Consider the following 23,700-nt stretch of genomic DNA (forward strand, 5'->3'; position numbering starts at 1 on the left):
CAACCCACACTTTGGTCACGACCAACGCCCATGGGTTTCTGTTGCTCAGGGATAACAAGAAAAGGCATTTACCATGTTCAAGTTCAAATTCAAGCGCTCGAAAATACGTCAGGCCGGATTGATTGTCTTCGCCACCACGCTGCTGCTGATCTTGCCGAACATGACGCGGCTGTTTGGCTGAGCATCCTGCTCAATGCACACGTAACCTCTCCCCTGTGTGATACAGGCAACCGTCGGCCGCGCGGGTATCGCGTCGTTGCATCCCGATTGTGTGGGCGTGGATTGCGTGGGATCAGCTAACGGGGCGGGATAAGAGCAAGGCTGCCTGACGCACTGAATAGCGCGTAGACGAAGCGGAGGCGGCCGAGCTGAGTGCTCGGCCGGTGCGGGTTGATCAGCCCTGGCGCTGGACCTGAATCATCGGTGCCGGGACAGGCTTTTTCGCCGCCGGCACTGCAACCGGCGCTGAGGGCGACACCACCACCTTGGCATGCATCTGCTCGCAACCACCGCCACGGCGCATGCCACGCACCGGGCAGGCGTCCAGATAATCCAGGCCGACCGCCAGCTTCAGATGCCGCTCCGGGATCGCCAACTGATTGGTCACATCGAAGCTGTACCAGGCGTCGTCAATCCACGCTTCTGCCCACGCATGGCTGGACAGATGTTCGCTGCTGTCACTGTAGAGATAACCCGACACATAGCGCGCCGGCACCCCCAGACTGCGGGCGCAGGCCAGAAACGCGTGGGTGTGATCCTGACAGACACCCGCACGGTTGGCGAACGCCTGAGCGGCGCTGGTATCCACCGCCGTCGCGCCCGGCGTGTAAGTAATGTGCTCGTTGAGCGCATGCATCATATCGATCAATGCGGTGCGGTCGGTGCGCTTCTTGGTCTGCGCAGCGGCGAAGGCGCGAATCGCTTCGTCGGCCTCGGTCAGGCGGGTGAAGCGCAGGAACGGCAGCGACGACTGGCTCTCATGTTCCGACTCGCGCTTCTCGTCGATCTCGACCTGTCCACGGGCACCGATGACGATGGCTTCGTGGGGTTCGTCCAGGGTCAGCACGTGGAGAATGTTGCCAAAGGGATCGATCTGCGCACGCACCGGGCGCGGCAACGCCAACTGCCAGCTCAGCACCTGCTGGCGCTCGCTGTCGTGGGGGGTCAGACGCAAATACTGGATGCTGGCGCGGACCTGATCGTCGTAGTGATAAGTGGTCTCGTGGCTAATTGAGAGTCTCATGCAGCCTCCAGGTAAGAAGTGTGAATGACGCTACCCAGTTGGGCCAGAAGTGGAATGAATTCGTTCAACCACTCATGCAGGCCTTCATCGAGAATCTCGTCGATGCCGGTGTAGCGCAGGCGAGCGTCCAGCTCGGCAGCCAGACGCTGGGCGGGACGGCCATTGGCCCCAGGCAGGCTGGCGAGAATGATGTCCAGCTCCTCCAGGCACGCACGCAATGAGCGCGGGATGTCCGCACGCAACAGCAGCAATTCGGCGACCTGACGGGCACCCGGTGCATCGCGATAGACCTCCGTGTACGCCTCGAATGAAGACAATGCGCGCAGTAGCGCACTCCATTGGTAATAGCCGGCGGCGGAACTGTCTGCCGCCGCGTTGGCGGACGGACCGCGCAATTCGAGCATTTCATAGCGCGCATCGAGCATGCGCAGGGTGTTGTCGGCGCGCTCGATGAACGTGCCCAGACGAATGAAACGGAACGCGTCGTTGCGCATGATCGTGCCATAGGTGGCGCCGCGGAACAGGTGCGAACGCTCCTTGACCCACTCACAGAAACGGCTCATGCCGTAGCGACTCAAACCCTGTTCGGCGATGCCGCGAATTTCCAGGTAAGTGGCGTTGATGTTTTCCCACATGTCCGCCGTAATACGCCCACGCACCGCATGGGCACTGGCCCGCGCTGCGCCCAGGCAGCTGAAGATGCTGGCGGGGTTTTCGGCGTCCAGCGCGAAAAAGTGCAGCAAGCGCTCGGCGTGCAGGTCGCCGTGGCGCTCCAGGTAATCGTCCAGGGTTCCGGTGATCAGCAGTGGCATGGCGATTTCATTGAGGCCATCCCCGCGTCCGTCCTGTGGCATCAGCGACAGCGAGTAACTGACGTCGAGCATTCGCGCGAGGTTTTCGGCGCGCTCCAGGTACCGCGACATCCAATATAAATCCGAGGCAGTTCTACTTAGCATTGGCAGGCATCCTTAATCCTCGACCACCCAGGTATCTTTGGTGCCGCCACCCTGTGACGAGTTCACCACCAGCGAACCTTCGCGCAGGGCAACACGCGTGAGACCACCGGGCACGACACGGGTTTCGCGGCCAGCCAGGACGAACGGGCGAAGGTCGATGTGGCGCGGGGCGATGCCGTTCTCGACGAAGGTCGGACAGGTCGACAGGCACAAGGTCGGTTGCGCGATGTACGCATGGGGCTTGGCTTTAAGCCGCGCCCGGAACGACTCGATTTCGGCGGCGGTGGATGCGGGACCCACGAGCATGCCGTAACCGCCGGAGCCCTGGGTTTCCTTGACCACCAGATCGCCCAGATTGGCGAGCACGTGGGACAACTCCTCGGGCTTGCGGCACTGCCAGGTCGGCACGTTCTTGAGAATCGGCTCTTCGTCGAGGTAGAAACGGATCATGTCGGTCACGAAGGGGTACACCGACTTGTCGTCCGCCACGCCAGTGCCGATGGCATTGGCCAGCACCACGTTGCCCGAGCGGTAGGCGGCCAGCAGGCCCGGCACGCCGAGCATGGAATCAGGATTGAACGCCAGCGGATCAAGGAACGCGTCGTCGAGCCTGCGGTAAATCACGTCCACCGCTTTCGGGCCGTCGGTGGTGCGCATGAACACGCGGTCATCGCGCACGAACAGGTCAGCGCCTTCCACCAGCTCCACGCCCATTTCCCGGGCCAGAAACGCATGCTCGAAAAACGCGCTGTTGAAGCGCCCGGGGGTCAGCACGACGACGCTCGGGTTATCCAGCGGGCTCGAGCTTTTCAGGGTGTCCAGCAACAGATTCGGGTAGTGATCGATCGGCGCGATGCGTTGCGCGGCGAACAACTCGGGGAACAGCCGCATCATCATCTTGCGGTCTTCAAGCATGTAGCTCACGCCGCTTGGCGTGCGCAGGTTGTCTTCAAGCACGTAATACGTGCCGTCGCCGTCACGCACCAGATCGACGCCGGAGATGTGCGAATACAGATCGCGATGAAGATTCAGGCCCTGCATCGCCAACTGATATTGCTCGTTGGCGAGGACCTGTTCGGCAGGAATGATCCCGGCCTTGATGATGCGCTGATCGTGGTAGAGGTCGGCGAGAAACATGTTCAGCGCCTTGACGCGCTGAATGCAGCCGCGCTCCACCACTCGCCATTCGCTGGCCGGAATGCTGCGCGGAATCGTATCGAAGGGGATGAGCCGTTCTGTGCCCTGCTCGTCGCCGTACAGCGTGAACGTGATCCCGGCGCGATGAAACAAAAGATCGGCCTCACGCCGGCGCTGAGCGAGCAACTCAGGCGGCGCTTCGCCCAACCAGCGGGCGAATTCCCGATAATGCGGACGGACTACGCCGCCCGCATCGTACATCTCGTCATAAAAGGTGCGGATCATGCCGTACTCCTTGTCACCATGGACACCAGAGCCTTCGCAAGGCCCGTGCCATCGGCATAAACGCTTGAATATCAATGGGTTGAGTTAAACAGCTGGAGCGTCCGCACCATTCCTGTGCACGATGCGCCCTAACCCGTTGCCCGACGCTTCATGGCGAAGCATCCGGTACTTTTCAAAATCTATCGCAGGCATAGCCACAGTTCATTTCCGCGCATTACTGGAGCTGAGCATAATCGCCCCATACCGCAGACCAACACGCCGGATTTCACAAGGCGGCTGGCTCAAAACCTTATTGGCAACGCCACCCGATATTCCCTTTCCGCCGCTCCCAAGAGAGCGGCTTTTTTTTGCCTGTGATTCAGCTCGGTGCATCTCCCGCGCCACGCCTGATCGTAGACACGGGAGACCGCGTTCTTAACGCCAGGCGCCGTGCTGGCGACGCCTGATGTCAGTGAAGCCAGGTCAATGAAGGCGCTTGAGCTCCTGTTTGACGCCCCATCCTTCAACCTCCCCGTCCAGACCGAAAATCGCGGTCTGGAAATCCTGCTCGAAGTCGCCGATTCCGTCGTAGGTCGCGTACATCAACTTGCTCAGTTCCAGGTGCCACGCACCGTCTTCCAGAGCATTGAGCTGGACATTGACTGACTCGCCACGAAATTTTTCCGCAGCCTGACGCGCCCGGTCCTCATCCGGAAAGGTGGCATAGAACTCGATGGGGTGAATGCGTGCGAAGTCGAAACCGCCTTCTTTCATGCAGCGCAGTACATGGCTGCTGACGTCTTCTTGAAAGGCTGTGCTCATGAAACGTCCTCCTATGCAACGATAGATAGAGTTTCAACTATCCCGAAACACTCCACGATGGCGAGGCGTGTAGCGACAGATCATCTGCCGCCCGGGACTCAAGCATGTCGCTGACAAGGCCGGTGCGTTTTACAAAACAAACATACGTACGCGAGCTGACTCGGGTAGATGTCTCACCGACCTCGCTGGCAGAGTACGCCGATTGATAGTGCGTTGCCAATTGGCAGGATGGCGGGAAATGCAGGCTTCTTACGAAGCCTCAACGATGGAGATGATCTGTACCGCGTTCTGCTCTTTGAGTGTCTTCACGGTGGGCTCGGCAGTGCGACCGTCGAGGTCGTTCAGATCAAGATCACTGGCAACCGGAAACAGGATCGGACGGAGTCGCTGCGCAGCCTCTTCTTCACTGGGACGGTGATCGGATTCAAGATCGAGGCTTTGCTGTACACCGTCTTTGTCCAGAAACGAAATAGTCCACACTTTCATCAATGTCTCCTCAGTAAAGGCCTGACAACGGCCTGATGATCTTGACCCTTGCAGCGCACCGACGTTCAACCCGAATCGTCAGCGCCCGCCTGAGGTTACCAGCCCGAGCCCACAGATCCGCGGGCAAAAAAAACGCCCCGGTGTCGGGGCGTTTTTCATCAGGCTGCGGTCATTGCGGCTTGGCGTCTTTGACCCCTGCCGTGTTGTCCAGCAGGCTCTTGGTCGCGGTCTGCAGGAAGCTGTCGAGCTTCTTGCGCAACTCGGCAACGTCCGGCGCGTTCGGCATCAGCTCGGCGTGGGGCTTTGTACCCAACTCATAGCTGTATACCTTCGGCTCCATTTCCTTGGGTTCGATCAGGATCCGGTTGCCGGTGACCAACGCGACGGTCTGCTCGCTGCCTGACGGCTTGATCACACCGAAGCCCTCGTCTCCCGCCGGCAGATTGAGCAGGTCGCGGCCCCAGCACTGGTGCACGGTGTCGCCACCCAGGCGGCCCATGATGGTCGGGACGATGTCGATCTGCGTACCCACGATGCTGCTGCGCTTGCCGAACTTGTCTTGCAGGCCCGGGGCGATCATCAGCATCGGCACGTTGAAGCGGCCCAGGTCCATCTCGGTGATCTGCTCGTTGTTGCCGAAGCCGTGGTCACCGACGACCACAAACAGCGTGTCCTTGTAGTACGGCTCTTTCTTGGCTTTCTCGAAGAACTGACCCAGCGCCCAATCCGAATAACGCATGGCGGTGAGGTGTTCATCCAGCGTGCCATGCCCGGTCACGCGCTCGACCGGCAGATTCGCCGGCAGTGCGTACGGCGTGTGGTTGGACAAGGTCTGCAGCAAGGCATAGAACGGCTTGCCCTTGGCTTCGCGGGCTTTCAGCTCTTCGGCGCCACGGTCGAACATGTCCTGGTCGGACACGCCCCAGGTGGGGTCCGAGAACACCGGGTTGACGAAGTCATTGCGGCCAATGAAGTTGGTCATGCCCTGGTTGCTGAAGAAGCCCGACTGGTTGTCCCAGGCGAAGTCACCGTTGTAGACATACACGTCGTCGTACTTGCGCGCGCTGAGCAGCTGCGGCAAGCCGGACAGCTTGTGGCTGCCTTCCGGCGTCTGCATCAGGTACTCGAAGCCCGGCAGGTTCGGGAAGCAGGCCATGGTCGCGAACATGCCCTGGTGGGTGTGCGTGCCGTTGGAGAAGAAACGATCGAACAGCAGACCTTCCTGGGACAGTTTGTCGAAGTAAGGCGTGATGTTCGATTCGTCGCCCAGTGCACCCACCGAATGGCCGGCGAAGCTTTCCATCAGGATCACGACGACGTTCTTGATCGGCAGTGTGTTGGCCGGCGGCGGCGTGAAATCACGACGCACAGCGGCTTTTTCCGGATCGATCAGCTTGTCGTTGGCGGTCAGCAGCATGTCACGAACGACCTGCTGGGCTTCGGCCTGAGGCAGAGTCGCCTTCCAGATGTTGTCGCGGTCTTCGGACATCCGGCTCTTCGCCGCTGCGATCAGCGTCAGCGTGCCGTTCAGGCCCAGGGTGTTGGCGAAGTTGGAGTCAGTGGTGTACGCATCGCCCCAACGCAGCGGCGGGCCCTGACGCAGGGTGCCGCGAGCGGCGATGACGGCCACCACCAGGCACAGCAGGAAAACCACGGCACGCTTGTACAACGGCGCAACCACGCGGTTGTCGGCGCTGGCCACATTGAACCCGCCACGCGGACGGGTCACACGATCGACGCCTTTGAAGACCAGGCTCAGCAACCAGGTCAGCAGCGCCCACGCCAACAGATAGCGAACCACCGGATAGCCGTACCAGATCATGCTCAGGACGGTTTTCGGGTCTTCTTTGACGTACTGGAAAACCAGGCCATTGAGGCGCTGGTGGAATTCACGGTAGAAATCCATCTCCATCAGGCCGAAGAACGTGGTCAGGCTCGCGACCAGCGTCAGCCAGAAGCGAAACACCCCACGGGCGGCCATCATGCGCGCACTGAACAGGGACAGCAGAAGGGGAATCAGGATGTACACGACCAGACGCAAATCGAACCGCAGGCCATTGCCGAACGACTCGACGAACGTCGAAGCCGGCGTCGCACCGATGCCTTCGCGGTTATAGACCAGCAGCGCAACGCGCAACAGGGTGTACAGGACCATCAGCACCAGGCCGCTCAGGAGCGTATAGGCCAGGTGCGATTTGACGGTAGGTTGCGGCGCGCGCGCCGGGGCGTCCGTTTTGGCCATGTGTTGTGGGATCCGTTGGATTCAGGTTGAGGTTCAAAAAGCGGTGCGCCCGACCACATCGAAATGCCGGTCCGGGCTGCGGGGGCCAAATATTACGTGAACCCTCGCGGTTTACCACCGATCCCGCGCATTCTTCATGACGGATCGGCACAAACATCTATCTCAATCAGTGGGCATGCCTGGAACGGCGCGAATCTTCCCGAAGAAACGGTGAAAATTCCGTTGATTAACGCCGCCACTCATATTTTCTTACAAAGCCTTGAATCGCGTTTACACCTTGAACGTCTGGGCATATTGCTCGACGGCCTGCTCGATGGCCCCAAAGACATGGGGTGCGTGGGGGTTGAGCGAGGCGTTTTCCTGCAGAGACGCCTGCACTGCCGCAATCAACCGCGCGATGCGCACGTTCGGTTTACGGATGTCACAGGTCGAGGCCAACGTCAGAATGCCGAGCCTCGATCCGAACAGGCTTTTCGAGCCGTCCAGACGCAGGGCCAACGCATCGTCCCTTATATACGCGGTGGTGTTGACGATGTCGTAGGCCGGCGCCAGTCGTGCGTCCGCCCCCAGCGGGTCGCGATACAGCAACCCGAAATTCTTCAGATGGGCATCGCCGTTGCCCACCATGCAGCTGAGCGCGACGATGTCGAAGAACTGATCCAGCGAATCACGAACATGCTCAGGCGCGCAAAACAGGCGAATGGCCTTGGCGATGTTTTCGTAGCTGGAGTCGTATTTCTGCTCCGTGCCCAGGCCCATCAATACCGCCATGTCTTCGAAACCGATGGCTCGTTGCTCAGTGTCCCGATCGAAGCGGCGCATGACGAACAGCTGGCGGTTATCCGACAGATAAAATTCCGGTACCGGCATGTCGGCCCTGCGCGCTGCGTCCATGCACACGTATTCGTTTACCGCCAGCCCGGGGAAGTCCGCCCTCCCCGACTTGACGATTAATTCAGGCATCAACAGCGTGGCTTTGGGGTCTGTGACGAAATCCGAATCGGGCACGATGACTTTGGGCTGAACGCCTGAGATCCCCGTGCGCAAAATGTATTGATCGACCAGTTCGGCAAACAAATCCTGCGTTCCGTCCCAACTGAGTATCTGCCCCAGACTTTTGCCTGCCACGGGGCCCGCACCGCCCAGCAAGTCGTCGATCATGGGAGACGCCACGGCCACGCGGCCGACCGGCGAACCGCTGCCGGTCAACGCCATGAGCAGCATGGGGTTGATGGGCGTGGTTTTGGCGAGGCGATTGCGCAACTGTTCCAGCACGAAGCCTTCGGGCAGGTTCATCTGGAACACCGGGTGCAGGCTTCGCGATACATAAGCCGCATCGCGAACGCCCATGGTCAGGCTGATCTGCGACTCCGGACTGGCGTCCAGGCCGTAGCGAAACAGGTAGTCGCAGGACTCAGGCGCGGACAGCTCACCGCTTTCACCCTCAGGGGTAAAAATGCGCACACGATCCAGCGGTTTCACCGGAACACCTCGCGCAGCTCTTCAAACGTCGGGCGTCGGGCGGAAACGACCTTTATTTCGGCATTCAACGCGGCCAGAACCTTGGCGTAGAAATTCACCGCCACGGTCGGGCTGCCTTTTTCGACTTCAGCAAGCTTTTGCCGTGTCATGCCCGATTGGTAGGCCAGCTGAACCTGAGTGAGGCCACGGGATTTACGCATCTGTTCGATCTGACTGCCCAATCGCTCAAGCAATAATGTCGCGTCCATTTGTCACGCCTGCATAACACTCAACGATGGATGGAATGTATACGTGACATGAATGGCGATCAAGGAGAAGTTACGTAAACCTGACATCAGCCAATGGATGTCAGGTTTACGTAACATCCTCAGCGGTCAGGCATTGCTCGGCTTGCTGATTGCCTGAAGAACGTACTGCGGCAATGCGAAGGCGCCGATATGTATTTCAGGGTTGTAGTAACGCGTAACGATGCCACTGCCGGCGAATCGCTGATGCAGGGTATCCAGCGAAATCTTGCGGTGCTGAGAATCCGTCGAACCCCAGGCAAAGGTCATTGCGCCGCCAATATAGGTGGGCACCGCTGCCTGGTAGAAATGCCAGTCGGCGAACAGGCCATTCATGCGCCCTGCCGTGGTCTGCACTTCGCTCAGCTGCATGAACGGCGTGCCGTTTTGCGTAACCAGAATGCCGCCTTCGTTGAGGCAGCGGTGGCACGCCTGATAGAAATTCTCCGAGAACAGCACTTCGCCCGGCCCGATCGGGTCGGTGGAATCGGAAATGATGACGTCGAATTTTTCTTCGGTATTGGCAACGAAGCGCATGCCGTCGTCGATGACCAGGTTCAGACGCGAATCATCGAAAGCGCCTTTGGAGTGGTTCGGCAGGTACTCCTTACACATCTCGACAACGGTGCCGTCGATCTCGACCATGGTGATGTGTTCAACCGTTGCGTGCTTGGCGACTTCGCGCAGCATGCCGCCATCGCCACCGCCGATGATCAGGACGCGCTTGGCACGGCCGTGGGCCAGAATCGGCACGTGGGTGAGCATCTCGTGATAGATGAACTCGTCGGCTTCGGTGGTTTGAATCACGCCGTCCAGCGCCATGACGCGACCCATGCGCGGGTTCTGGAAGATCACCAGATGCTGATGCTCGGTGCGCACTTCATGCAGCATTTTTTCCATGCGAAAGCGCTGGCCGTAGCCTTCGTACAACGTTTCTTGATAATCACTCATGGATGAAGTCCCCGATAACGACTGATGACAGGACGGCGGGCCGCCCACAAGAAGGCGCGCATTCTACGTCGCGGAGCATGACAGGTCGAATGTCGTGGTGGCCCGAGGGGATCCGCGGAAACAAAAACGCCCGACTGGCCAGGCCAGTCGGGCGTCATGTGTTCTGAAGCCTCGCTGCGCTTCTGCTGCGATACTAGATAAGCACGCTACTAGATACGCACATTGCCGCGCGGGCCAGCGATTGCCCAGATGATCAGGCCCAACACCGGCAGGATGACGATCAGCAAAATCCAGAGAATTTTCTTCCCGGTTTCCGCGCCGCTTTTCAGCACGTTGATGATGGCCCAAATATCCAGCGCCAGAATGATCAGGCCAATCAGACCGTTGAAGGTAGAACCCATGGTGTTGCTCCTAATTGAAGGCTTGCTCACTTGAGAGTGGCGGCCCGCGATGAGGGTTCCGTTGGTCGGCAGGGATATTTCGTGGCGCAGCGAAACACGTCGATGGGGATCAAATCTGCGCCTTGAGCGCCTCCAGCGCAGGTTCGATCAATATGCCGAGTTCAACGCCGAGGGCCATGACCCGCTCGACATCGGCGCCGTAGACCAGCACCGTTTGCAACACATGGTCCAGCGGCTCGCTGACGTCCATCAGCACATACCCGCCCATGTCCTTGTTCATGCTGGAAAGCTGAATCTGAATGCGGTTGAGCGCGGCCAGCGGTTCAGCCTTGGTCAGTTGCTTGGGTTTGATGTTGAACGCCACGTTGGGCCCGAACGAGGCCATGATCTCGGTGAGCAGGTCAGGATAGGTATCGGCCTGAAGCAACACGGTGTCGGGAAGGCTGCCAATGACCACCCACTCCCCCAGCGGGATCGGAAACGTGTCGTCGAAATTGATGTCGGGGTTGGCGGTCAGAAACGCATCGGGGTCGGCGTAAGCCTGGGCGGCCTCGTCGGCGATTTTTTCGATTTCTTCATCGCTCATGCAGCCGGAGCTGATCTTGCTGATGAATTCGATGAGTGAAGCTTTCATGGCAGATCGTCCGAGGGCTGGAAAACAGGCGCGCAGGATAGCTGGAAATGCTGCGCGCCTCTATCGCTTACGCCCCCAGGCGGGTGAGCTGCTCGGCAGTCTCGGTCGCGCCCATGGTCTGCGCGGCCATCAGCGGGGTGACGCCCTTGGCATCCTGAATGTGAGGGTTGGCCCCCTTGGAGATCAGGTAGTCGACGATCGCCGTGCGGTTGAACATCGCCGCCATCATCAATGCCGTGCGGCCGTCGGCTGATGCGCCTTCGACGTCTGCGCCGCCTTCCACAAGGATTTTCACGGTTTCCAGATCGCCCTTGAAAGCCGCGCCAGCGATCGGACTCTGGCCGTTGTCGTTGCGCAGTTCCGGGTCAGCCTTGTGCTTGAGCAGCACGCGCACTGCGTCCTGATGACCGTGATAGCTGGCCAGCATCAACAGCGTGTCGCCTTTGTGGTTGCGCAGGTTGGGGGTCAAGCCGTTTTCCAGGAGCCGGTCGAGCATCGGGGCGTCGCCGGCACGGGCCCTGTCGAATACCTGTTCGGCAAATTCCAGTGCCTCTTCGTCTGTCATGCGCGTGGCAGAACCGGGCGTGGTGGGGGCGTCAGACATTTCGTAACTCCAGTAGCGCAAGGCATTGCGCGGGATAGATCAAAGGATGCGGCGATCCATGGGCCAGGCAATCTATGAGCCATGGATAAAGCGTGTAGTTCCACTGATGACGCCATCACCCATGGCGCACGGCAATGGCGCCGCTGTAGATGACACCAACCATGCCACCTTCGGCTACAGGCGCCAAACCATCGGTTTCAATGCGCCCGACAGGATCGGCTCACGGCTGGCCGAGAAAATTTCGCAACAAGGGGAAATAAATCCGGGATACCGCTGTCTCAGTAATGTCATGCAACGCGTGGCCCCTCCCTGATTCACCCCTGTCTCACTCCCCACTCCGGTAAATTGCAGGATGCACGAGAGGCATTCATGCAAATTGCACGAGACAGTATTTTTTAGAAATCTGTAAGCCCTTGATTTCGTTGACATTTATTTAAGCGCAAAAGCTGGCACAGTCACTGCACTAGTCATTCCAAGCTTGTTATCCCATGAGCAATGGAGCCTCTAGACATGACTTTCATCCAAGAAAAATTCGCATCCGTATTTTCCGATTTCGAAGTCACCACCCAGCCGCGTCCGGACGGTGGCGTTCTGTTGACTCTGCGCAACGATGAAGGCACCAACATCCGCCGCTGCGTGTCCTACGCTCAACTGCACACCCCAGTGCAACTGGAATGGGTGATCAGCGCGATTCGTCGTGATCTGGCCGCACAAGCCAGCGAGCTGCCCGCTATCTCGATGTTGCAAAGCCAGCACCGTTTTGATTTGCCTACTTATCACACCCGATAAGTACCAGGCCGGAACATAGCGTTCCGGCAGCAGCACGTTTCACTCTCATCGAAGCATCCCTTGTAGATTCCCGCGATAGTTGATGCTATCGCGGTTTTTTTTTGGGCTTTTTTCCGAGGCTTTGACGTCAGGCGCTGGCACCCACTCCAGGTCTTTCTATCAGAGCCGGTCTACTGGTCAGAGCTCGTCTACTGAATGATCCCTCGACACAACGCCTCACCCACCGCCTGCGCACGGTTGGTCACCCCGAGCTTGGCGTAGATGCTCTTGAAGTGATGCTTGACGGTCGCCTCCGAGACTTCCTTGATCAGCCCGATCTCCCACGCCGTCTTGCCTTCCCGCGCCCACTTGAGAATTTCGAGTTCCTTGGGCGACAGCGCCCGCGTCTGCAGTTGACGTCCTTTCCCCGCCACGTGAAGCATCGGCACCAGACTCGTGAGCAGGTAACGATCGTTGTGGGTCAGCGGCCGCTCCATGCCGTTGAGCGTGCAGATGGTGATGACACCCTGATTGGCCCGCGTCTGGCTGCTGTACCCATAGGAAAAAGCCGGCAGCAGGTCACAATCCTCCACCGCTGCCATGTAGGCGGGTGATGGCGGATAGGTCTTGAAGGCCTCTTCCCAATTCAGAAAGCCCATGGTGTGGCGGTAGCAGCGTATGACCGGGTCTTCGATCATCAGGCGTCCCTGGCAATAAAGATCCTTCCAGTAGCTGTCGACGTTGGACGTAATGCAACTGAGCAATACGCCGTTTCGGTACTGATAAAGCATGGCCCGTTCGCTGCGGCATTCAGCTCTTAGCCAGTCAAGTGCGTTGGCGATGGCTGCATCGCCATCCTGTTCAGTGATGCTGCTGACCATTTGTTGTATCAACGGACTCAGCGTCCCTGTCTGCGCGTTTTTCATGTTCCCTCCCGTTTAAACCATCAATTGCGCGGCCCTGATACCCCTTGGTTTTTTTATGCATGGCAGCTGAAAAACGGCGTCAGGTGCTGTCGTCAACACGACCGCACCAGGCGCATTCAAAAGCTGTCAGGGTCCGACAGGCGAAGGGTTACACAGTCGAGGAGGGTTAAACACAGCGTCGAAAACAAACAGGCATGCCTGACCGTGAAACAAGCAACTTCCCACAAACGAACAAAAACCAACTTACATTTTTCCGCATTTGGATACAAAAACGGCCAATGTCAGAGACATCGGCCGTCGGTTTTCAGCACGTCTGGATCGTCAGAAAGCGCTGGGCTCTATCGCCGTAAAACGGCTGACGTTGACGTGTCCATCCAGTGCTCCGCCATCGCGCACCAGTGCGCAGGTGACCATGCCGGCCTGTTGCGCCGTATCGAGTTCTTCGACGATATCGGACAGGAACAGAATCGCCTCCGCCGGCTGCCCGATGCTCGAGGCAATCGATCGATAGGACGCCTCCTCGCGCTTGGGGCCAGAGGTGGTATCGAAGTAGCCACTGAACAGTCCGGACAGATCGCCCGCCTCGGAGCAACCAAAGATCAGCTTCTGTGCCTGGATCGAGCCCGAGGAGTAGACGTAAAGCGCATACCCCGCCTGATGCCAGCGTTTCAGCGCCTCAACGGCATCCGGATAGACATGCCCCTTGAGCTGCCCGGCCTGATACCCCTGTTGCCAGACCATGCCTTGCAAGGCTTTCAGCGGCGTGGCTTTGCGGTCTTCGGCGATCCATTGCAGCAGGATCTCAATGACCCGATCAACGTCGGCGTCGGGTTCGGCGCTGTCATTGCGCACGGCCTGCAGCTGGGCGGCCACGTCGGGTTCGGCAGCATGCTCGCGAACGAAGTCGGGCAGATGCTGTTTGGCGTACGGAAAGAGCACGTCGAAGACGAAGCTCACCGCGCTGGTGGTGCCTTCGATGTCGGTCAGGATCGCTTTGATGGTCATATTGATCAGTCTTCCAGACGCGGGAACTGGCTGGCGATGCTCTCGCCGGTGAACTTGGCCACCCAGCCATCCGGGTTGTTGAACAGGCGAATGGCGACGAAATGCGGATGTTCGCCCATGTCGAACCAGTGCCGGGTGCCCGCCGGAACGGAGATCAGGTCGTTTTTCTCGCAGAGCACGGCATAGACGAAATCGTCGATGTGCAGGGTAAACAGCCCACGGCCGGCCACAAAGAAACGCACTTCATCTTCGCCATGCTGATGCTCCTCAAGGAACTTGGCGCGCAGCTCGGCCTTTTGCGGATGATCGCTGTTGAGGCTGATCACATCGACGGTCACGTAGCCACGCTCGGTCATCAGCCTGTCGATCTGAGTGCGGTAGGCAGCAATCACTTCCTCCTGGCTGGCGCCGGGGGTGATCGGCGTTGCCGCCTGCCAGCGGTCGAACGCCACGCCGTGCTCGGCCAGGGTCGAGGCAATGTCTTCCAGGTGCGTCAGGACCTTGTTGGGCAGCTCGGGGGATGACACGTGATAAACGGACAGACTGCTCATTTCGGGGCTTCCTCGGTTCGGTCCGCGTCTGTCGGCTCTGGGGCCGATCCGACGCGTTGATTCAGGCAGTGGGAACGCTGGAGTGCATGATCGTTGCGCAGATCAGGGATCAGCGGTTGAGCACGGACAGCGTCTTGAGCTCGCATTCGAACAAGAATTCAAAGGCTTCGATCTGGCGCAAGGCATCGCTCATCTTCGCGCCCCACGTGTACAGACCATGACCGCGAATCAGGTAACCGGCGCAGTCAGGGTGTTGATCCAGCCAGGGCTGGACCTTGTCTGCGAGCCGGGCGATGTCCTGATCGTTGTCGAAAATCGGCACCACCACTTTTGATTCATGGGTGGAAACGCCGCTGAAGGCTTTTTGCAGCTCGTAGTCCTCGAACACCAGATGATCACCGGCAGTAAGCCGGGACAGCACGGTGGCGTTGACCGAATGGGTGTGCAGCACAGCGCCCACCGCTGGCTTGCAGCGATAAAGCTGGGTGTGCAGCAGGGTTTCAGCCGACGGCTTTTTGCCGGGCTCCAGGCTGTTGCCGGCGAGGTCGGTGGCCAGCACGTCGTCCATGCCCAACTGACCCTTGTGCTTGCCGGAGACGGTCAGCAGCGCTTCGGTCGGCGACAGGCGCACGGAATAATTGCTGCTGGTGGCAGGTGACCAGCCCCGGGCGTACAGAAACTGCCCCGCCTGGATAATTTCCCGAGCCAGTGCTTCGCGACTCATACGCGCTCCTCTTTCATACATGTGGCGGTCAGAACAGCAGCGGCCACGGCCGCCAGACTCGCAATGGCAAAGGTCCAGCTGGCGCCCAGCGCGTTCCAGCTGTACCCGGAATACAAAGCGCCCATCGCCCCGCCCGTGCCGGAAAGGGCGGCGTACAACGCCTGACCCTGACCTTGCTGGCGCGGGCCGAAACTGCGCTGCACGAAATGCACGGCCGAGGCATGAAAACTGCCGAACGTGGCCGCGTGCATCAGTTGGGCGACGATCAGAATCGCCAGATGATCGGCCAGATTACCCAGCAAAAGCCAGCGCAATGCGGCGATCACGAAGCTGGTAATCAACACCTGACGGACACTGAAGCGCTGCAACACACGGCTCATCACCATGAACATCAACACTTCGGCGATCACCCCCAGCGCCCACAACAGGCCAATCATGCCGCGGGTGTAACCGAGGTGTTCCAGGTGCAGCGTGAGAAAGGTGTTATACGGCCCGTGGCTCAGTTGTATCAGGGCGACGCTGATGTAAAACGCCAGCACCCCCGGCCTGATCAGTTGCCTGAGAAACCCCTCCCCCGCGACCCGCACACCCGAGACCAACGGCTGCGCGTTCGGCACCCACCAACTGCTGGCGATGATGCCGAGCAGGATCACCAGCAACAGTTGCGGGTAGTGATCCAGGCTGAACCACTCCAGCATCCGGCCCAGTATGACGACCGAGAGGATGAAACCGATCGATCCCCACAGCCGGATCTGGCTATAGCGGGAAGTCTGGCCCTGCAAATGCGTCAGCGTGATGACTTCGAATTGCGGCAGCACCGCGTGCCAGAAAAACGCATAGAGCGCCATGACCATCGCCAGCCAGGCGTAGGACGTATCGATGAGAATCAGGCTAAAACAGGCCAGTCCGCAGAGGGCGCCGAAGCGCACGATGGTCAGCCGTCGTCCGGTGTAATCGCCGAGCCAGCCCCACACGTTGGGCGCGACGCAGCGCATCAGCATCGGGATCGCCACCAGTTCGCCGATGCGCGCGGCGGAAAATCCCAGGTGGCTGAAATACAGCGCCATGTAGGGCGCCGTGGCCCCAAGCAGGGCGAAATAAAAGAGGTAGAAGCTGGCGAGCCGCCAGTAAGGAAGCGCCGCCACGCTCAGATGACCGCAGCGGTGACGCGCGGCTCAGGCATTACAGTTGACCCAGAATAGGCGTCATCACGCGCACGTCGCTGTTTTGCCCGCGATGGCGCAGCAAGTGGTCGACCAGCACGATGGCCATCATCGCTTCGGCGATGGGTGTGGCGCGGATGCCCACGCACGGGTCATGGCGCCCCTTGGTGATGACCTCAACGGAGTTGCCATCGACGTCGATCGAGTGCCCCGGCGTGGTGATGCTGGAGGTCGCCTTCAGCGCCAGGTGCGCAACGATCGGCTGGCCGGACGAAATGCCGCCGAGGATGCCGCCGGCGTTGTTCGACAGAAAACCCTCGGGGCTCATCTCGTCGCGGTGCTCGGTGCCACGCTGGGCAACGCAGGCAAAGCCGGCGCCGATCTCGACGCCTTTGACCGCGTTGATGCTCATCAGCGCGTGGGCCAGTTCGGCATCGAGACGGTCGAAAATCGGCTCGCCCAGGCCCGGCATCACGCCTTCGGCCACGACCGTGATCTTCGCGCCCACCGAGTCCTGATCGCGACGCAGCTGGTCCATGTAGGCTTCCAGCTCCGGCACCTTGCTCGGGTCGGGGCTGAAGAACGCGTTGTCTTCCACCGAGTCCCAGGTCTTGAACGGGATTTCGATCGGGCCGAGCTGGCTCATGTAGCCGCGAACGGTAATGCCCTGGGTGGCAAGAAACTTCTTGGCGATGGCCCCGGCGGCGACGCGCATGGCGGTCTCCCGCGCAGAGCTGCGACCGCCGCCACGGTAGTCGCGGATGCCGTATTTATGGTGGTAGGTGTAATCGGCGTGGGCGGGGCGGAACAGGTCCTTGATCGCCGAATAGTCCTTGGACTTCTGATCGGTGTTGCGGATCAGCAGGCCGATGGAGGCGCCGGTGGTCTTGCCTTCGAAGACGCCGGACAGGATCTCGACCTCGTCGGGCTCCTGACGCTGAGTGGTGTGGCGGCTGGTCCCCGGCTTGCGGCGGTCGAGGTCACGCTGCAGGTCTTCCAGCGACAGCTCGATGCCCGGCGGGCAGCCGTCAACGATGGCAACCAGTGCCGGACCGTGGCTTTCGCCGGCAGTGGTGACAGTGAACAGCTTGCCGTAGGTATTGCCGGACATGCGGGAGGCTCCGAGGACGTTCAAAAACTCAAGCGCGCCAGTATACGCAGGCTTATGGCGCAGTTCATCCTCGAACCTTATTCATTTGCCCGCGTCCAATTGACACTTTATTGATGATGGTCCTGCAATGCTAAGCGCCTTACCCCTGATTCGCGGCTTCTGGCCGCTGCGAGCGATCATCTTGAGCCTGACCCTGCTGTCATCCATCGCCCACGCCGGAACGCCCGTTGTGCTGCAGCGCCCCATCAGCCTGGACACGGGCACCGGCGAGCTGTTTGGCACATTGCTGCTGCCCAAATCGGCGAAACCCGTGCCGGTAGTGTTGATCATCGCGGGCTCGGGGCCAACCGACCGTGACGGCAATAACTCCGACGGGGGACGCAACGACAGCATGAAACGTCTCGCCCTGATCCTCGCCAAGCACAACATCGCCAGCGTGCGTTACGACAAGCGCGGCGTTGCGGCCAGTCGCCCCGCCACCCCGGACGAGCGCGATCTGAGCATCGAAAAATACGTCGACGACGCCGTCGCCTGGGCGGCCAAGCTCAAAACAGACTCGCGCCTGGGACCCCTGATTCTGATGGGCCACAGTGAAGGTGCGCTGGTGGCCACCCTGGCGGCGGAGCGTGCCGGCGCCGTGGCGTTGATCTCCGTAGCCGGTACCGGTCGGCCGGTGGATCAAGTGGTCCGCGAGCAACTGCAGGATCGCCTCCCTCCTCCGCTGCTGGCGCGCAGTGAGCAACTGATCGAGGAAATCAAGGCCGGCAAGACTGACAACGACGTGCCCGAGCCCCTCCAAGTGGTATTCCGCCCAAGCGTGCAGCCTTACCTGATTTCCTTGTTCCGGCAGAACCCGACGGCGGCGTTCGGACAGCTGAAAATCCCGACGCTGATCATTCAGGGGCGCAACGACATGCAAGTGGGCGTGGGCGACGCCGAGCTGCTGCACAAGGCCAAACCCGACTCGCAACTGGCGATCATCGACGGCATGAACCATGTGCTGCGCATCGTGCCGATGGACATCAAGCGGCAGTTGGCGTCCTACAAGGATCCGCAGTTGCCGTTGGCCAGCGAAGTGACCGATCGCATCCTGAAATTTCTCGACTCGGTACCGGCCGCCTGAGGCCGGTGCTTTTCAACGCGCGAGCCGACGCACGATCCTTTAGCTTCGTCATAAACGGCCGATAGCTGTCTGCTGGCATCGTGTGCCGGTGCCATGTGCCGGGCAATGTCGATAACAGGATCGCCGTGATGACAGAAGCAACCATGCAAACCGACGCGGTCGAGCCGACCGATGCCAAAGAAGGCGAAGTCGCCGCGCCTGTCTTGTGGGAGGAAGTGCACGCCGAGCATTTCTCCATGCTGCGTCTGGCGCCCCTGCCCACCGACCGCGCGACCGGCGCCCGCCCGCTGCGTTTCGTCGAGTTCGGCAGGGCCGAGCGGCACAACAAAGAATTCAGCCTGCTGCGCATGAGCTATCAGCTGCCGGGGCAGAAGACCCGCAAAGAACAGAATTGTCTGGATGTCTGGGTGGATCACGCCAATCGCAGCGTTCGCGTGGGCCCGGCGTCAGGCTTGCAAATCGAGCCATGGAACCGCGGCCTGGGCCGTTTCATGCTGGCTCAGGGCATCAGCTGGGCGCAGAAACGTTGCGCCGAGTACAAGATCGAAGGCGTTGCGCTGGCCAACAAGGATGCGCTCAACGAGGACACACGTCTGCGTCGTGATCACTTCCTCAAGACCCAGGGTTTCGAAGTCGTCTACGCCGATGCGCAACACCTCAAAGGCACCATCAAGGACGCCAAGGTCGGCAACCTCAATAACACCTGGAACGCCGACAAAATCCAGATCGTGCAGATCCTCGACGCCGCGCAGATGTTGCAACAGGCCGAACAGAGGATTCAGGAACAGGACGTCACGATCAAGAAAACCGAAGACAAGGTCAGCAAATACCGCCGGGACGACGCCGGCCTGCGCTTCACCATCGCCTGCCTGGTCACCTTTGCCGTGTTTCAGGCCGGCCTGCTGATCTGGATTGCGACGCATCGGTGAGCCGGCATCATGAGGGGAAAGGCCGGTGTGCTCGTCATCAGATGTGCGATGTGAATGCCGACGCCTTCCCGGCTGAAGCCAGCCCCACAGTTGCATGCGGTCAGTAGGACCGGCTTTAGCCGGGAACAGGCCGGTGTGCTCGTCATCAGATGTGCAGTGTTAATCCCGACGCCTTCCCGGCTGAAGCCAGCCCCACAGTTGCATGCGGTCTGTAGGACTGGCTTTAGCCGGGAACAGGCCAGCTGATTACCTGACTAGACCCGCGCTGCGAACAGATCTTGATGCTTGCGGCACTGCTCCGCCGTCAGCATGAACACGCCATGGCCACCACGTTCGAATTCCAGCCAGGCGAAATCCACTTCCGGGTACAGGCTTTCGACGTGAACCTGGCTGTTGCCGACTTCCACGATCAACAAGCCCTTGTCGTTCAGATGGTCCGCAGCCTGGGCCAGCATGCGCCGCACCAGATTCAAGCCGTCGTCACCGCAGGCCAGCGCCAGCTCGGGTTCGTGCTGGTATTCGTCGGGCATGTCGGCGAAATCTTCGGCATCGACGTACGGAGGGTTGGACACGATCAGGTCGAAACGCTGACCTGGCAGCCCGTCGAAACCATCGCCCTGCACGGTGTACACGCGCTGATCCACGCCATGGCGCTCGATGTTCTGATTCGCCACTTCCAGCGCCTCGAACGACAGATCGGCTAACACCACTTCCGCGTTCTGGAACACGTCGGCGCAGGCGATGCCAATGCAGCCGGAGCCGGTGCAGAGGTCGAGAATGCGGGCCGGATCGTTGGCCAGCCAGGGTGCGAAACGCTGCTCGATCAATTCACCGATGGGCGAGCGCGGAATCAGCACGCGCTCGTCGACGATGAATGACATCCCGCAGAACCACGCTTCACCCAGCAGATACGCCGTGGGCACGCGCTCCTCGATGCGTCGCTTGATCAGGTGTTGAACCGCCACCAGCTCGTCTTCTTCAAGGTTGCAGTCCAGGTAACTGTCGGCAATTTCCCACGGCAGATGCAGGGCGCCGAGCACCAACTGGCGAGCTTCGTCCCACGCGTTGTCGGTGCCATGACCGAAAAACAGGTCTTCCCCATGGAAACGGCTGACAGCCCAACGGATATGATCGCGCAGGGTGCGCAGGCGGGAAGTGATCACGGCAGACTCCTTGAAAAAACGACGGGCGATTCTATCAGCCATCCACGCAACAAACGATCCCGCACCAGGCGCGGCGGCCACGCGCTAAACTTTCCGCAGTCTTTACCTCGTTTTGCAGGCACTATGACAGCAACCGCGACCTGCTCGACGGCTTGAAGCCCGGCAAAAAAGCGAGGTCTGTGAGCAGGGCGATTCACAGAATCGCTCTGCCAGTGGACAATGTGGCAAAAGCCCCACTCCAAGGAGCCCTCCCCGATGTCTGTTTCAAACACTGGTCCGAAGACCATGTTTCAACTCAGTGGCCGTGAATATGCGGCGGCCACATTGAGTAATGCCACCCTGATCATCATCGATGCGCAGAAGGAATACCTTAGCGGCCCCCTCGCCCTGACCGGCGTTCAGGACGCTATCAATAACATCGTCAAGCTGGTCGCCGCTGCGCGCGCCGCGAAGTCGCCGATCATTCACGTGCGCCATTTGGGCACCGTCGGCGGCATGTTCGATCCCCAGGGCGAGCGTGGGCAATTCGTGCCTGAACTGCAGCCCCAGGATGACGAGATCATCATCGAAAAACGCCTGCCGAACGCGCTGAACGGGACCGTCTCCACCGACGATCGCACCACCCTGCACAGCCTGCTGGAAAGCCGAGGCCGGCTGGATCTGGTGGTGTGCGGCTTCATGAGCCATTCCAGCGTCAGCACCACCGTGCGCGCGGCCAAGGATTACGGGTTTCGCTGCACGCTGGTTCAAGACGCCTGCGCCACCCGCGACCTGCCGACCCCGAGCGGTGTCATCAAGGCCGAGCTGGTGCAGCAGGCGGAGATGGCCATCATGAACGACAACTTCGCCAAACTGGCGCTGACCAAAGACCTGATCTGATTCCTCCCTCGACAGGAGCTGTTGTGACCGAGCTGACCGCGCATGCCCCTTGCGCGGATCATTTTCCGGCAGTTCCTGTAGAAAAGGCGTACAAATGCAGTCGTCAGGCAGGGTCACCCTGTTCGCCTGACCGCCTATCCGTTATCGACCCATGATGCCCCTGAAACCTGGCCAGGCGGGAACCACACCACCCTGTGCAGGTCAGAGCGCCGATACCCATAGAGGAAATCGGAATGAAAATATCCGATGGTTTTGATGCCCGTCGCCTGCGCCCCAAAGGCCAGGGCAGCTGGCGGATGCGCATTATTGCTGCGATTTCGGCCGTTCTGGCCACCGCTGGCGTGCTGCTGGCCATGGCCGGCGTTGCCAGTCTGATCGGCAACCCTGTTGCGCTGGGCGAGCTGAACGCCAGTCCGGCGGGCGCCGTGGTGACGGTGATTGTCGGTTTGCTGATGCTGTATGTCGGCATCTGGTTCTGGCGCCGCAGTCGTCGCCGTCGTCGTCGTGCCGGCGAACTCAACATGTCTCCCCATCTGATGAAGAAGCACGACTGACCCTCGCGTCATCCGCTGCCGTTTAATCATCGAAAGCTCTGAGCATCGAGAGCGCTAATCATCGATAGTCGCGCCGATTCTGGCGTGACGTGGTTAAACTGGCCCCCTTCGCGGAGACCACCATGCAAGACGACGATTTTTCCCTGTTCAGCAGTGAGATTCGCGGCGTAAAGCCGATCAAGACTGAACATGCGGACGTAGGAAAACCCAAAACCGACCGTAAGAACCTGGCCAAACTGCGTCAGGCGGCCACCGTGCGTTCCGATGCGACGATTACCGTTGATGGTCTGTCAGACCAGTTCGTGATCGATGTCGGCCCTGAAGACACGCTTTACTGGGCCCGTGACGGGGTGCAGGAAGGCCAGATGCGCAAGCTCAAGTTGGGGCAGATCAGCTTTGAAGGCAGCCTGGACCTCCATGGCATGAGCGTGGAGATGGCGCGCGAAACGATGTGGGAGTTCCTGGCCGAGGCGGCAAAACTGGAGGTGCGTTGCGTGCGCATCACCCACGGCAAGGCGGTGCGGCTGGATGGCAAGCGGCCGATGATCAAGAGCCACGTCAATACGTGGTTGCGGCAGCACCAGCAGGTCTTGGGATTTGCATCGTGCATCGCCAAGCATGGCGGCGCAGGTGCGGTGTACGTGATCCTGAAGCGGACCATGATGGAAGGGCGTGACGAGTAAGGCGGGGCCTTGCCTCTTGTGAACAGGTTGGCGTCGTGGCTTGCCTGAGCGAAATACCCTGTAGGAGCCGGCTTGCTGGCGAACGCGGTGAATCAGAAACGAAAATATCGACTGACGCAATGCATTCGCCAGCAAGCCGGCTCCTACGGATTTTGCAGTGCTCATTCAATCAGCTGTCCAGCCGAGTGAAGACCGACATCACATTAGCGCGGACCTTGACCGCCGCCACCGCCACCGCCGCCACCAGGGCCGCCGCCTTCATAGTGACCGCCGCCACCGCCGCCACCACCGTGGCCTCCCCCGCCCGGTCCCCAGAATGGCCAGCATCCGGACATGGCCGACATCACCGCGATGACCATCGCGACTTTCGCTATACGACTCAACATTTCGATTTCTCTCTTAAAGCGGGCTTGATCACAGGCATTCATCACCTGCTGCTTCTGACAGCACGTGCCTGTGAATCCGCGTCGTGGTTTGGTACCGATCAAGTATCGAACCTGATACTAAACAGTCACCCAACAAAAAGGCCGCGAGGGAAAGGCTTCCGGTCGCGGCCTGTGCTTGATGCGTTGAAATGATCAGAAAAAATCAGCGGCGGTAGTAACCCGGTCCAGG

At 60.0% G+C, this 23,700-nt stretch carries 27 protein-coding genes; 7 read left to right on the top strand and 20 right to left on the bottom strand.

What is annotated here, in order from left to right; translation table 11 throughout:
* Positions 1 to 394: 394 nt before the first annotated feature.
* The 12 genes from EC919_RS23000 to EC919_RS23055 form a co-directional block, all read right to left on the bottom strand.
* Positions 395 to 1,243 carry a transglutaminase family protein gene (locus EC919_RS23000; protein WP_133776615.1) on the bottom strand — a complete coding sequence of 283 codons (849 nt, stop codon included), beginning with the start codon at positions 1,241 to 1,243 and terminating at the stop codon, positions 395 to 397.
* Complete coding sequence (locus tag EC919_RS23005) at positions 1,240 to 2,199, bottom strand: alpha-E domain-containing protein (RefSeq protein WP_065989404.1); 960 nt, start codon at positions 2,197 to 2,199, stop codon at positions 1,240 to 1,242. The genes EC919_RS23000 and EC919_RS23005 overlap by 4 nt, the downstream gene beginning before the upstream one ends.
* Before the next feature lie 12 nt (positions 2,200 to 2,211).
* On the bottom strand, positions 2,212 to 3,621 hold the full coding sequence (locus EC919_RS23010; protein WP_133776616.1) for a circularly permuted type 2 ATP-grasp protein: 1,410 nt from the start codon (positions 3,619 to 3,621) through the stop codon (positions 2,212 to 2,214).
* Positions 3,622 to 4,083: 462 nt separating this feature from the next.
* Positions 4,084 to 4,422: a ribonuclease E inhibitor RraB gene (locus EC919_RS23015; protein ID WP_133776617.1), complete on the bottom strand. Its 339-nt coding sequence runs from the start codon at positions 4,420 to 4,422 to the stop codon at positions 4,084 to 4,086.
* Positions 4,423 to 4,671: 249 nt separating this feature from the next.
* Positions 4,672 to 4,908: a hypothetical protein gene (locus EC919_RS23020; protein ID WP_133776618.1), complete on the bottom strand. Its 237-nt coding sequence runs from the start codon at positions 4,906 to 4,908 to the stop codon at positions 4,672 to 4,674.
* A 169-nt stretch (positions 4,909 to 5,077) separates the two neighbouring features.
* Positions 5,078 to 7,150: an LTA synthase family protein gene (locus tag EC919_RS23025; RefSeq protein ID WP_133776619.1), complete on the bottom strand. Its 2,073-nt coding sequence runs from the start codon at positions 7,148 to 7,150 to the stop codon at positions 5,078 to 5,080.
* Positions 7,151 to 7,420: 270 nt separating this feature from the next.
* Positions 7,421 to 8,632 (bottom strand): type II toxin-antitoxin system HipA family toxin, encoded by a 1,212-nt coding sequence (locus EC919_RS23030; RefSeq protein WP_432213841.1) that lies wholly within the window; start codon positions 8,630 to 8,632, stop codon positions 7,421 to 7,423.
* Positions 8,629 to 8,880 carry a helix-turn-helix domain-containing protein gene (locus EC919_RS23035; protein ID WP_133776620.1) on the bottom strand — a complete coding sequence of 84 codons (252 nt, stop codon included), beginning with the start codon at positions 8,878 to 8,880 and terminating at the stop codon, positions 8,629 to 8,631. The genes EC919_RS23030 and EC919_RS23035 overlap by 4 nt, the downstream gene beginning before the upstream one ends.
* A 126-nt stretch (positions 8,881 to 9,006) precedes the next feature.
* A complete protein-coding gene (gene speE, locus EC919_RS23040) occupies positions 9,007 to 9,867 on the bottom strand; it encodes a polyamine aminopropyltransferase (protein WP_133776621.1) in 861 nt (286 codons plus the stop codon).
* 209 nt (positions 9,868 to 10,076) lie between these two features.
* Positions 10,077 to 10,268: a PLDc N-terminal domain-containing protein gene (locus tag EC919_RS23045; RefSeq protein WP_037009073.1), complete on the bottom strand. Its 192-nt coding sequence runs from the start codon at positions 10,266 to 10,268 to the stop codon at positions 10,077 to 10,079.
* Positions 10,269 to 10,377: 109 nt separating this feature from the next.
* Positions 10,378 to 10,902, bottom strand: coding sequence for a hypothetical protein (locus tag EC919_RS23050; RefSeq protein WP_133776622.1), 525 nt, complete (start codon positions 10,900 to 10,902; stop codon positions 10,378 to 10,380).
* 67 nt (positions 10,903 to 10,969) lie between these two features.
* On the bottom strand, positions 10,970 to 11,506 hold the full coding sequence (locus EC919_RS23055; RefSeq protein WP_133776623.1) for an ankyrin repeat domain-containing protein: 537 nt from the start codon (positions 11,504 to 11,506) through the stop codon (positions 10,970 to 10,972).
* Between the two features lie 58 nt (positions 11,507 to 11,564).
* Here EC919_RS23055 and EC919_RS23060 point away from each other — a divergent pair, with 58 nt between their 5' ends.
* Together EC919_RS23060 and EC919_RS23065 are read left to right on the top strand one after the other, a co-directional pair.
* Positions 11,565 to 11,819: a hypothetical protein gene (locus EC919_RS23060; RefSeq protein WP_133776624.1), complete on the top strand. Its 255-nt coding sequence runs from the start codon at positions 11,565 to 11,567 to the stop codon at positions 11,817 to 11,819.
* Between the two features lie 197 nt (positions 11,820 to 12,016).
* Positions 12,017 to 12,295, top strand: coding sequence for a DUF3509 domain-containing protein (locus EC919_RS23065; protein WP_037009057.1), 279 nt, complete (start codon positions 12,017 to 12,019; stop codon positions 12,293 to 12,295).
* A gap of 188 nt (positions 12,296 to 12,483) precedes the next feature.
* Here the strand turns inward: EC919_RS23065 and EC919_RS23070 are convergent, their stop codons facing one another.
* The 6 genes from EC919_RS23070 to aroC form a co-directional block, all read right to left on the bottom strand.
* On the bottom strand, positions 12,484 to 13,200 hold the full coding sequence (locus tag EC919_RS23070; protein WP_133776625.1) for a helix-turn-helix transcriptional regulator: 717 nt from the start codon (positions 13,198 to 13,200) through the stop codon (positions 12,484 to 12,486).
* Between the two features lie 321 nt (positions 13,201 to 13,521).
* The gene (gene mtnC / locus EC919_RS23075) at positions 13,522 to 14,205 is read right to left on the bottom strand and encodes an acireductone synthase (RefSeq protein WP_133776626.1); all 684 of its coding nucleotides are present in this window, start codon (positions 14,203 to 14,205) and stop codon (positions 13,522 to 13,524) included.
* Positions 14,206 to 14,210: 5 nt separating this feature from the next.
* Positions 14,211 to 14,756: a 1,2-dihydroxy-3-keto-5-methylthiopentene dioxygenase gene (locus EC919_RS23080; protein WP_133776627.1), complete on the bottom strand. Its 546-nt coding sequence runs from the start codon at positions 14,754 to 14,756 to the stop codon at positions 14,211 to 14,213.
* Between the two features lie 109 nt (positions 14,757 to 14,865).
* A complete protein-coding gene (locus tag EC919_RS23085; protein ID WP_133776628.1) occupies positions 14,866 to 15,480 on the bottom strand; it encodes a methylthioribulose 1-phosphate dehydratase in 615 nt (204 codons plus the stop codon).
* Entirely contained in the window at positions 15,477 to 16,625 is a 1,149-nt protein-coding gene (locus EC919_RS23090; RefSeq protein ID WP_133776629.1) for an MFS transporter, read from the bottom strand. Before EC919_RS23090 ends, EC919_RS23085 begins: the two co-directional genes overlap by 4 nt.
* Positions 16,626 to 16,662: 37 nt before the next feature.
* Positions 16,663 to 17,754 carry a chorismate synthase gene (aroC, locus tag EC919_RS23095; protein ID WP_133776630.1) on the bottom strand — a complete coding sequence of 364 codons (1,092 nt, stop codon included), beginning with the start codon at positions 17,752 to 17,754 and terminating at the stop codon, positions 16,663 to 16,665.
* Positions 17,755 to 17,881: 127 nt separating this feature from the next.
* Between aroC and EC919_RS23100 the strand changes: the two genes are divergently transcribed.
* Both EC919_RS23100 and EC919_RS23105 read left to right on the top strand, forming a co-directional pair.
* Positions 17,882 to 18,877 carry an alpha/beta hydrolase gene (locus tag EC919_RS23100; RefSeq protein ID WP_133776631.1) on the top strand — a complete coding sequence of 332 codons (996 nt, stop codon included), beginning with the start codon at positions 17,882 to 17,884 and terminating at the stop codon, positions 18,875 to 18,877.
* A gap of 128 nt (positions 18,878 to 19,005) precedes the next feature.
* Entirely contained in the window at positions 19,006 to 19,806 is an 801-nt protein-coding gene (locus EC919_RS23105; RefSeq protein ID WP_133776632.1) for a hypothetical protein, read from the top strand.
* A gap of 254 nt (positions 19,807 to 20,060) precedes the next feature.
* On the opposite strand, the gene prmB is transcribed toward EC919_RS23105, so the two are convergent.
* Positions 20,061 to 20,969, bottom strand: a complete 909-nt coding sequence (gene prmB / locus EC919_RS23110) for a 50S ribosomal protein L3 N(5)-glutamine methyltransferase (protein WP_133776633.1) — start codon at positions 20,967 to 20,969, stop codon at positions 20,061 to 20,063.
* Between the two features lie 255 nt (positions 20,970 to 21,224).
* Between prmB and EC919_RS23115 the strand changes: the two genes are divergently transcribed.
* The 3 genes from EC919_RS23115 to EC919_RS23125 all read left to right on the top strand — a co-directional run bounded on the left by EC919_RS23115 (position 21,225) and on the right by EC919_RS23125 (position 23,085).
* A complete protein-coding gene (locus EC919_RS23115) occupies positions 21,225 to 21,848 on the top strand; it encodes a cysteine hydrolase family protein (protein WP_133776634.1) in 624 nt (207 codons plus the stop codon).
* A gap of 233 nt (positions 21,849 to 22,081) precedes the next feature.
* On the top strand, positions 22,082 to 22,402 hold the full coding sequence (locus tag EC919_RS23120; RefSeq protein WP_133776635.1) for a hypothetical protein: 321 nt from the start codon (positions 22,082 to 22,084) through the stop codon (positions 22,400 to 22,402).
* Positions 22,403 to 22,524: 122 nt separating this feature from the next.
* Entirely contained in the window at positions 22,525 to 23,085 is a 561-nt protein-coding gene (locus EC919_RS23125) for a Smr/MutS family protein (protein ID WP_133776636.1), read from the top strand.
* A 203-nt stretch (positions 23,086 to 23,288) separates the two neighbouring features.
* Here EC919_RS23125 and EC919_RS23130 read toward each other — a convergent pair whose 3' ends face one another.
* Complete coding sequence (locus EC919_RS23130; protein WP_133776637.1) at positions 23,289 to 23,471, bottom strand: hypothetical protein; 183 nt, start codon at positions 23,469 to 23,471, stop codon at positions 23,289 to 23,291.
* Positions 23,472 to 23,700: the final 229 nt, after the last annotated feature.

The organism is Pseudomonas graminis, assembly GCF_004364335.1.
GTDB classification, from domain to species: domain Bacteria; phylum Pseudomonadota; class Gammaproteobacteria; order Pseudomonadales; family Pseudomonadaceae; genus Aquipseudomonas; species Aquipseudomonas graminis_D.

What these genes read in the sequence shown, in the direction of transcription:
- EC919_RS23000 (WP_133776615.1), bottom strand. Translation starts at nt 1,243, where the DNA reads ATGAGACTCTCAATTAGCCACGAGACCACTTATCACTACGACGATCAG.
- EC919_RS23005 (WP_065989404.1), bottom strand. Translation starts at nt 2,199, where the DNA reads ATGCTAAGTAGAACTGCCTCGGATTTATATTGGATGTCGCGGTACCTG.
- EC919_RS23010 (WP_133776616.1), bottom strand. Translation starts at nt 3,621, where the DNA reads ATGATCCGCACCTTTTATGACGAGATGTACGATGCGGGCGGCGTAGTC.
- EC919_RS23015 (WP_133776617.1), bottom strand. Translation starts at nt 4,422, where the DNA reads ATGAGCACAGCCTTTCAAGAAGACGTCAGCAGCCATGTACTGCGCTGC.
- EC919_RS23020 (WP_133776618.1), bottom strand. Translation starts at nt 4,908, where the DNA reads ATGAAAGTGTGGACTATTTCGTTTCTGGACAAAGACGGTGTACAGCAA.
- EC919_RS23025 (WP_133776619.1), bottom strand. Translation starts at nt 7,150, where the DNA reads ATGGCCAAAACGGACGCCCCGGCGCGCGCGCCGCAACCTACCGTCAAA.
- EC919_RS23035 (WP_133776620.1), bottom strand. Translation starts at nt 8,880, where the DNA reads ATGGACGCGACATTATTGCTTGAGCGATTGGGCAGTCAGATCGAACAG.
- speE (WP_133776621.1), bottom strand. Translation starts at nt 9,867, where the DNA reads ATGAGTGATTATCAAGAAACGTTGTACGAAGGCTACGGCCAGCGCTTT.
- EC919_RS23045 (WP_037009073.1), bottom strand. Translation starts at nt 10,268, where the DNA reads ATGGGTTCTACCTTCAACGGTCTGATTGGCCTGATCATTCTGGCGCTG.
- EC919_RS23050 (WP_133776622.1), bottom strand. Translation starts at nt 10,902, where the DNA reads ATGAAAGCTTCACTCATCGAATTCATCAGCAAGATCAGCTCCGGCTGC.
- EC919_RS23055 (WP_133776623.1), bottom strand. Translation starts at nt 11,506, where the DNA reads ATGTCTGACGCCCCCACCACGCCCGGTTCTGCCACGCGCATGACAGAC.
- EC919_RS23060 (WP_133776624.1), top strand. Translation starts at nt 11,565, where the DNA reads ATGGGCCAGGCAATCTATGAGCCATGGATAAAGCGTGTAGTTCCACTG.
- EC919_RS23065 (WP_037009057.1), top strand. Translation starts at nt 12,017, where the DNA reads ATGACTTTCATCCAAGAAAAATTCGCATCCGTATTTTCCGATTTCGAA.
- EC919_RS23070 (WP_133776625.1), bottom strand. Translation starts at nt 13,200, where the DNA reads ATGAAAAACGCGCAGACAGGGACGCTGAGTCCGTTGATACAACAAATG.
- mtnC (WP_133776626.1), bottom strand. Translation starts at nt 14,205, where the DNA reads ATGACCATCAAAGCGATCCTGACCGACATCGAAGGCACCACCAGCGCG.
- EC919_RS23080 (WP_133776627.1), bottom strand. Translation starts at nt 14,756, where the DNA reads ATGAGCAGTCTGTCCGTTTATCACGTGTCATCCCCCGAGCTGCCCAAC.
- EC919_RS23085 (WP_133776628.1), bottom strand. Translation starts at nt 15,480, where the DNA reads ATGAGTCGCGAAGCACTGGCTCGGGAAATTATCCAGGCGGGGCAGTTT.
- aroC (WP_133776630.1), bottom strand. Translation starts at nt 17,754, where the DNA reads ATGTCCGGCAATACCTACGGCAAGCTGTTCACTGTCACCACTGCCGGC.
- EC919_RS23100 (WP_133776631.1), top strand. Translation starts at nt 17,882, where the DNA reads ATGCTAAGCGCCTTACCCCTGATTCGCGGCTTCTGGCCGCTGCGAGCG.
- EC919_RS23105 (WP_133776632.1), top strand. Translation starts at nt 19,006, where the DNA reads ATGACAGAAGCAACCATGCAAACCGACGCGGTCGAGCCGACCGATGCC.
- EC919_RS23115 (WP_133776634.1), top strand. Translation starts at nt 21,225, where the DNA reads ATGTCTGTTTCAAACACTGGTCCGAAGACCATGTTTCAACTCAGTGGC.
- EC919_RS23120 (WP_133776635.1), top strand. Translation starts at nt 22,082, where the DNA reads ATGAAAATATCCGATGGTTTTGATGCCCGTCGCCTGCGCCCCAAAGGC.
- EC919_RS23125 (WP_133776636.1), top strand. Translation starts at nt 22,525, where the DNA reads ATGCAAGACGACGATTTTTCCCTGTTCAGCAGTGAGATTCGCGGCGTA.
- EC919_RS23130 (WP_133776637.1), bottom strand. Translation starts at nt 23,471, where the DNA reads ATGTTGAGTCGTATAGCGAAAGTCGCGATGGTCATCGCGGTGATGTCG.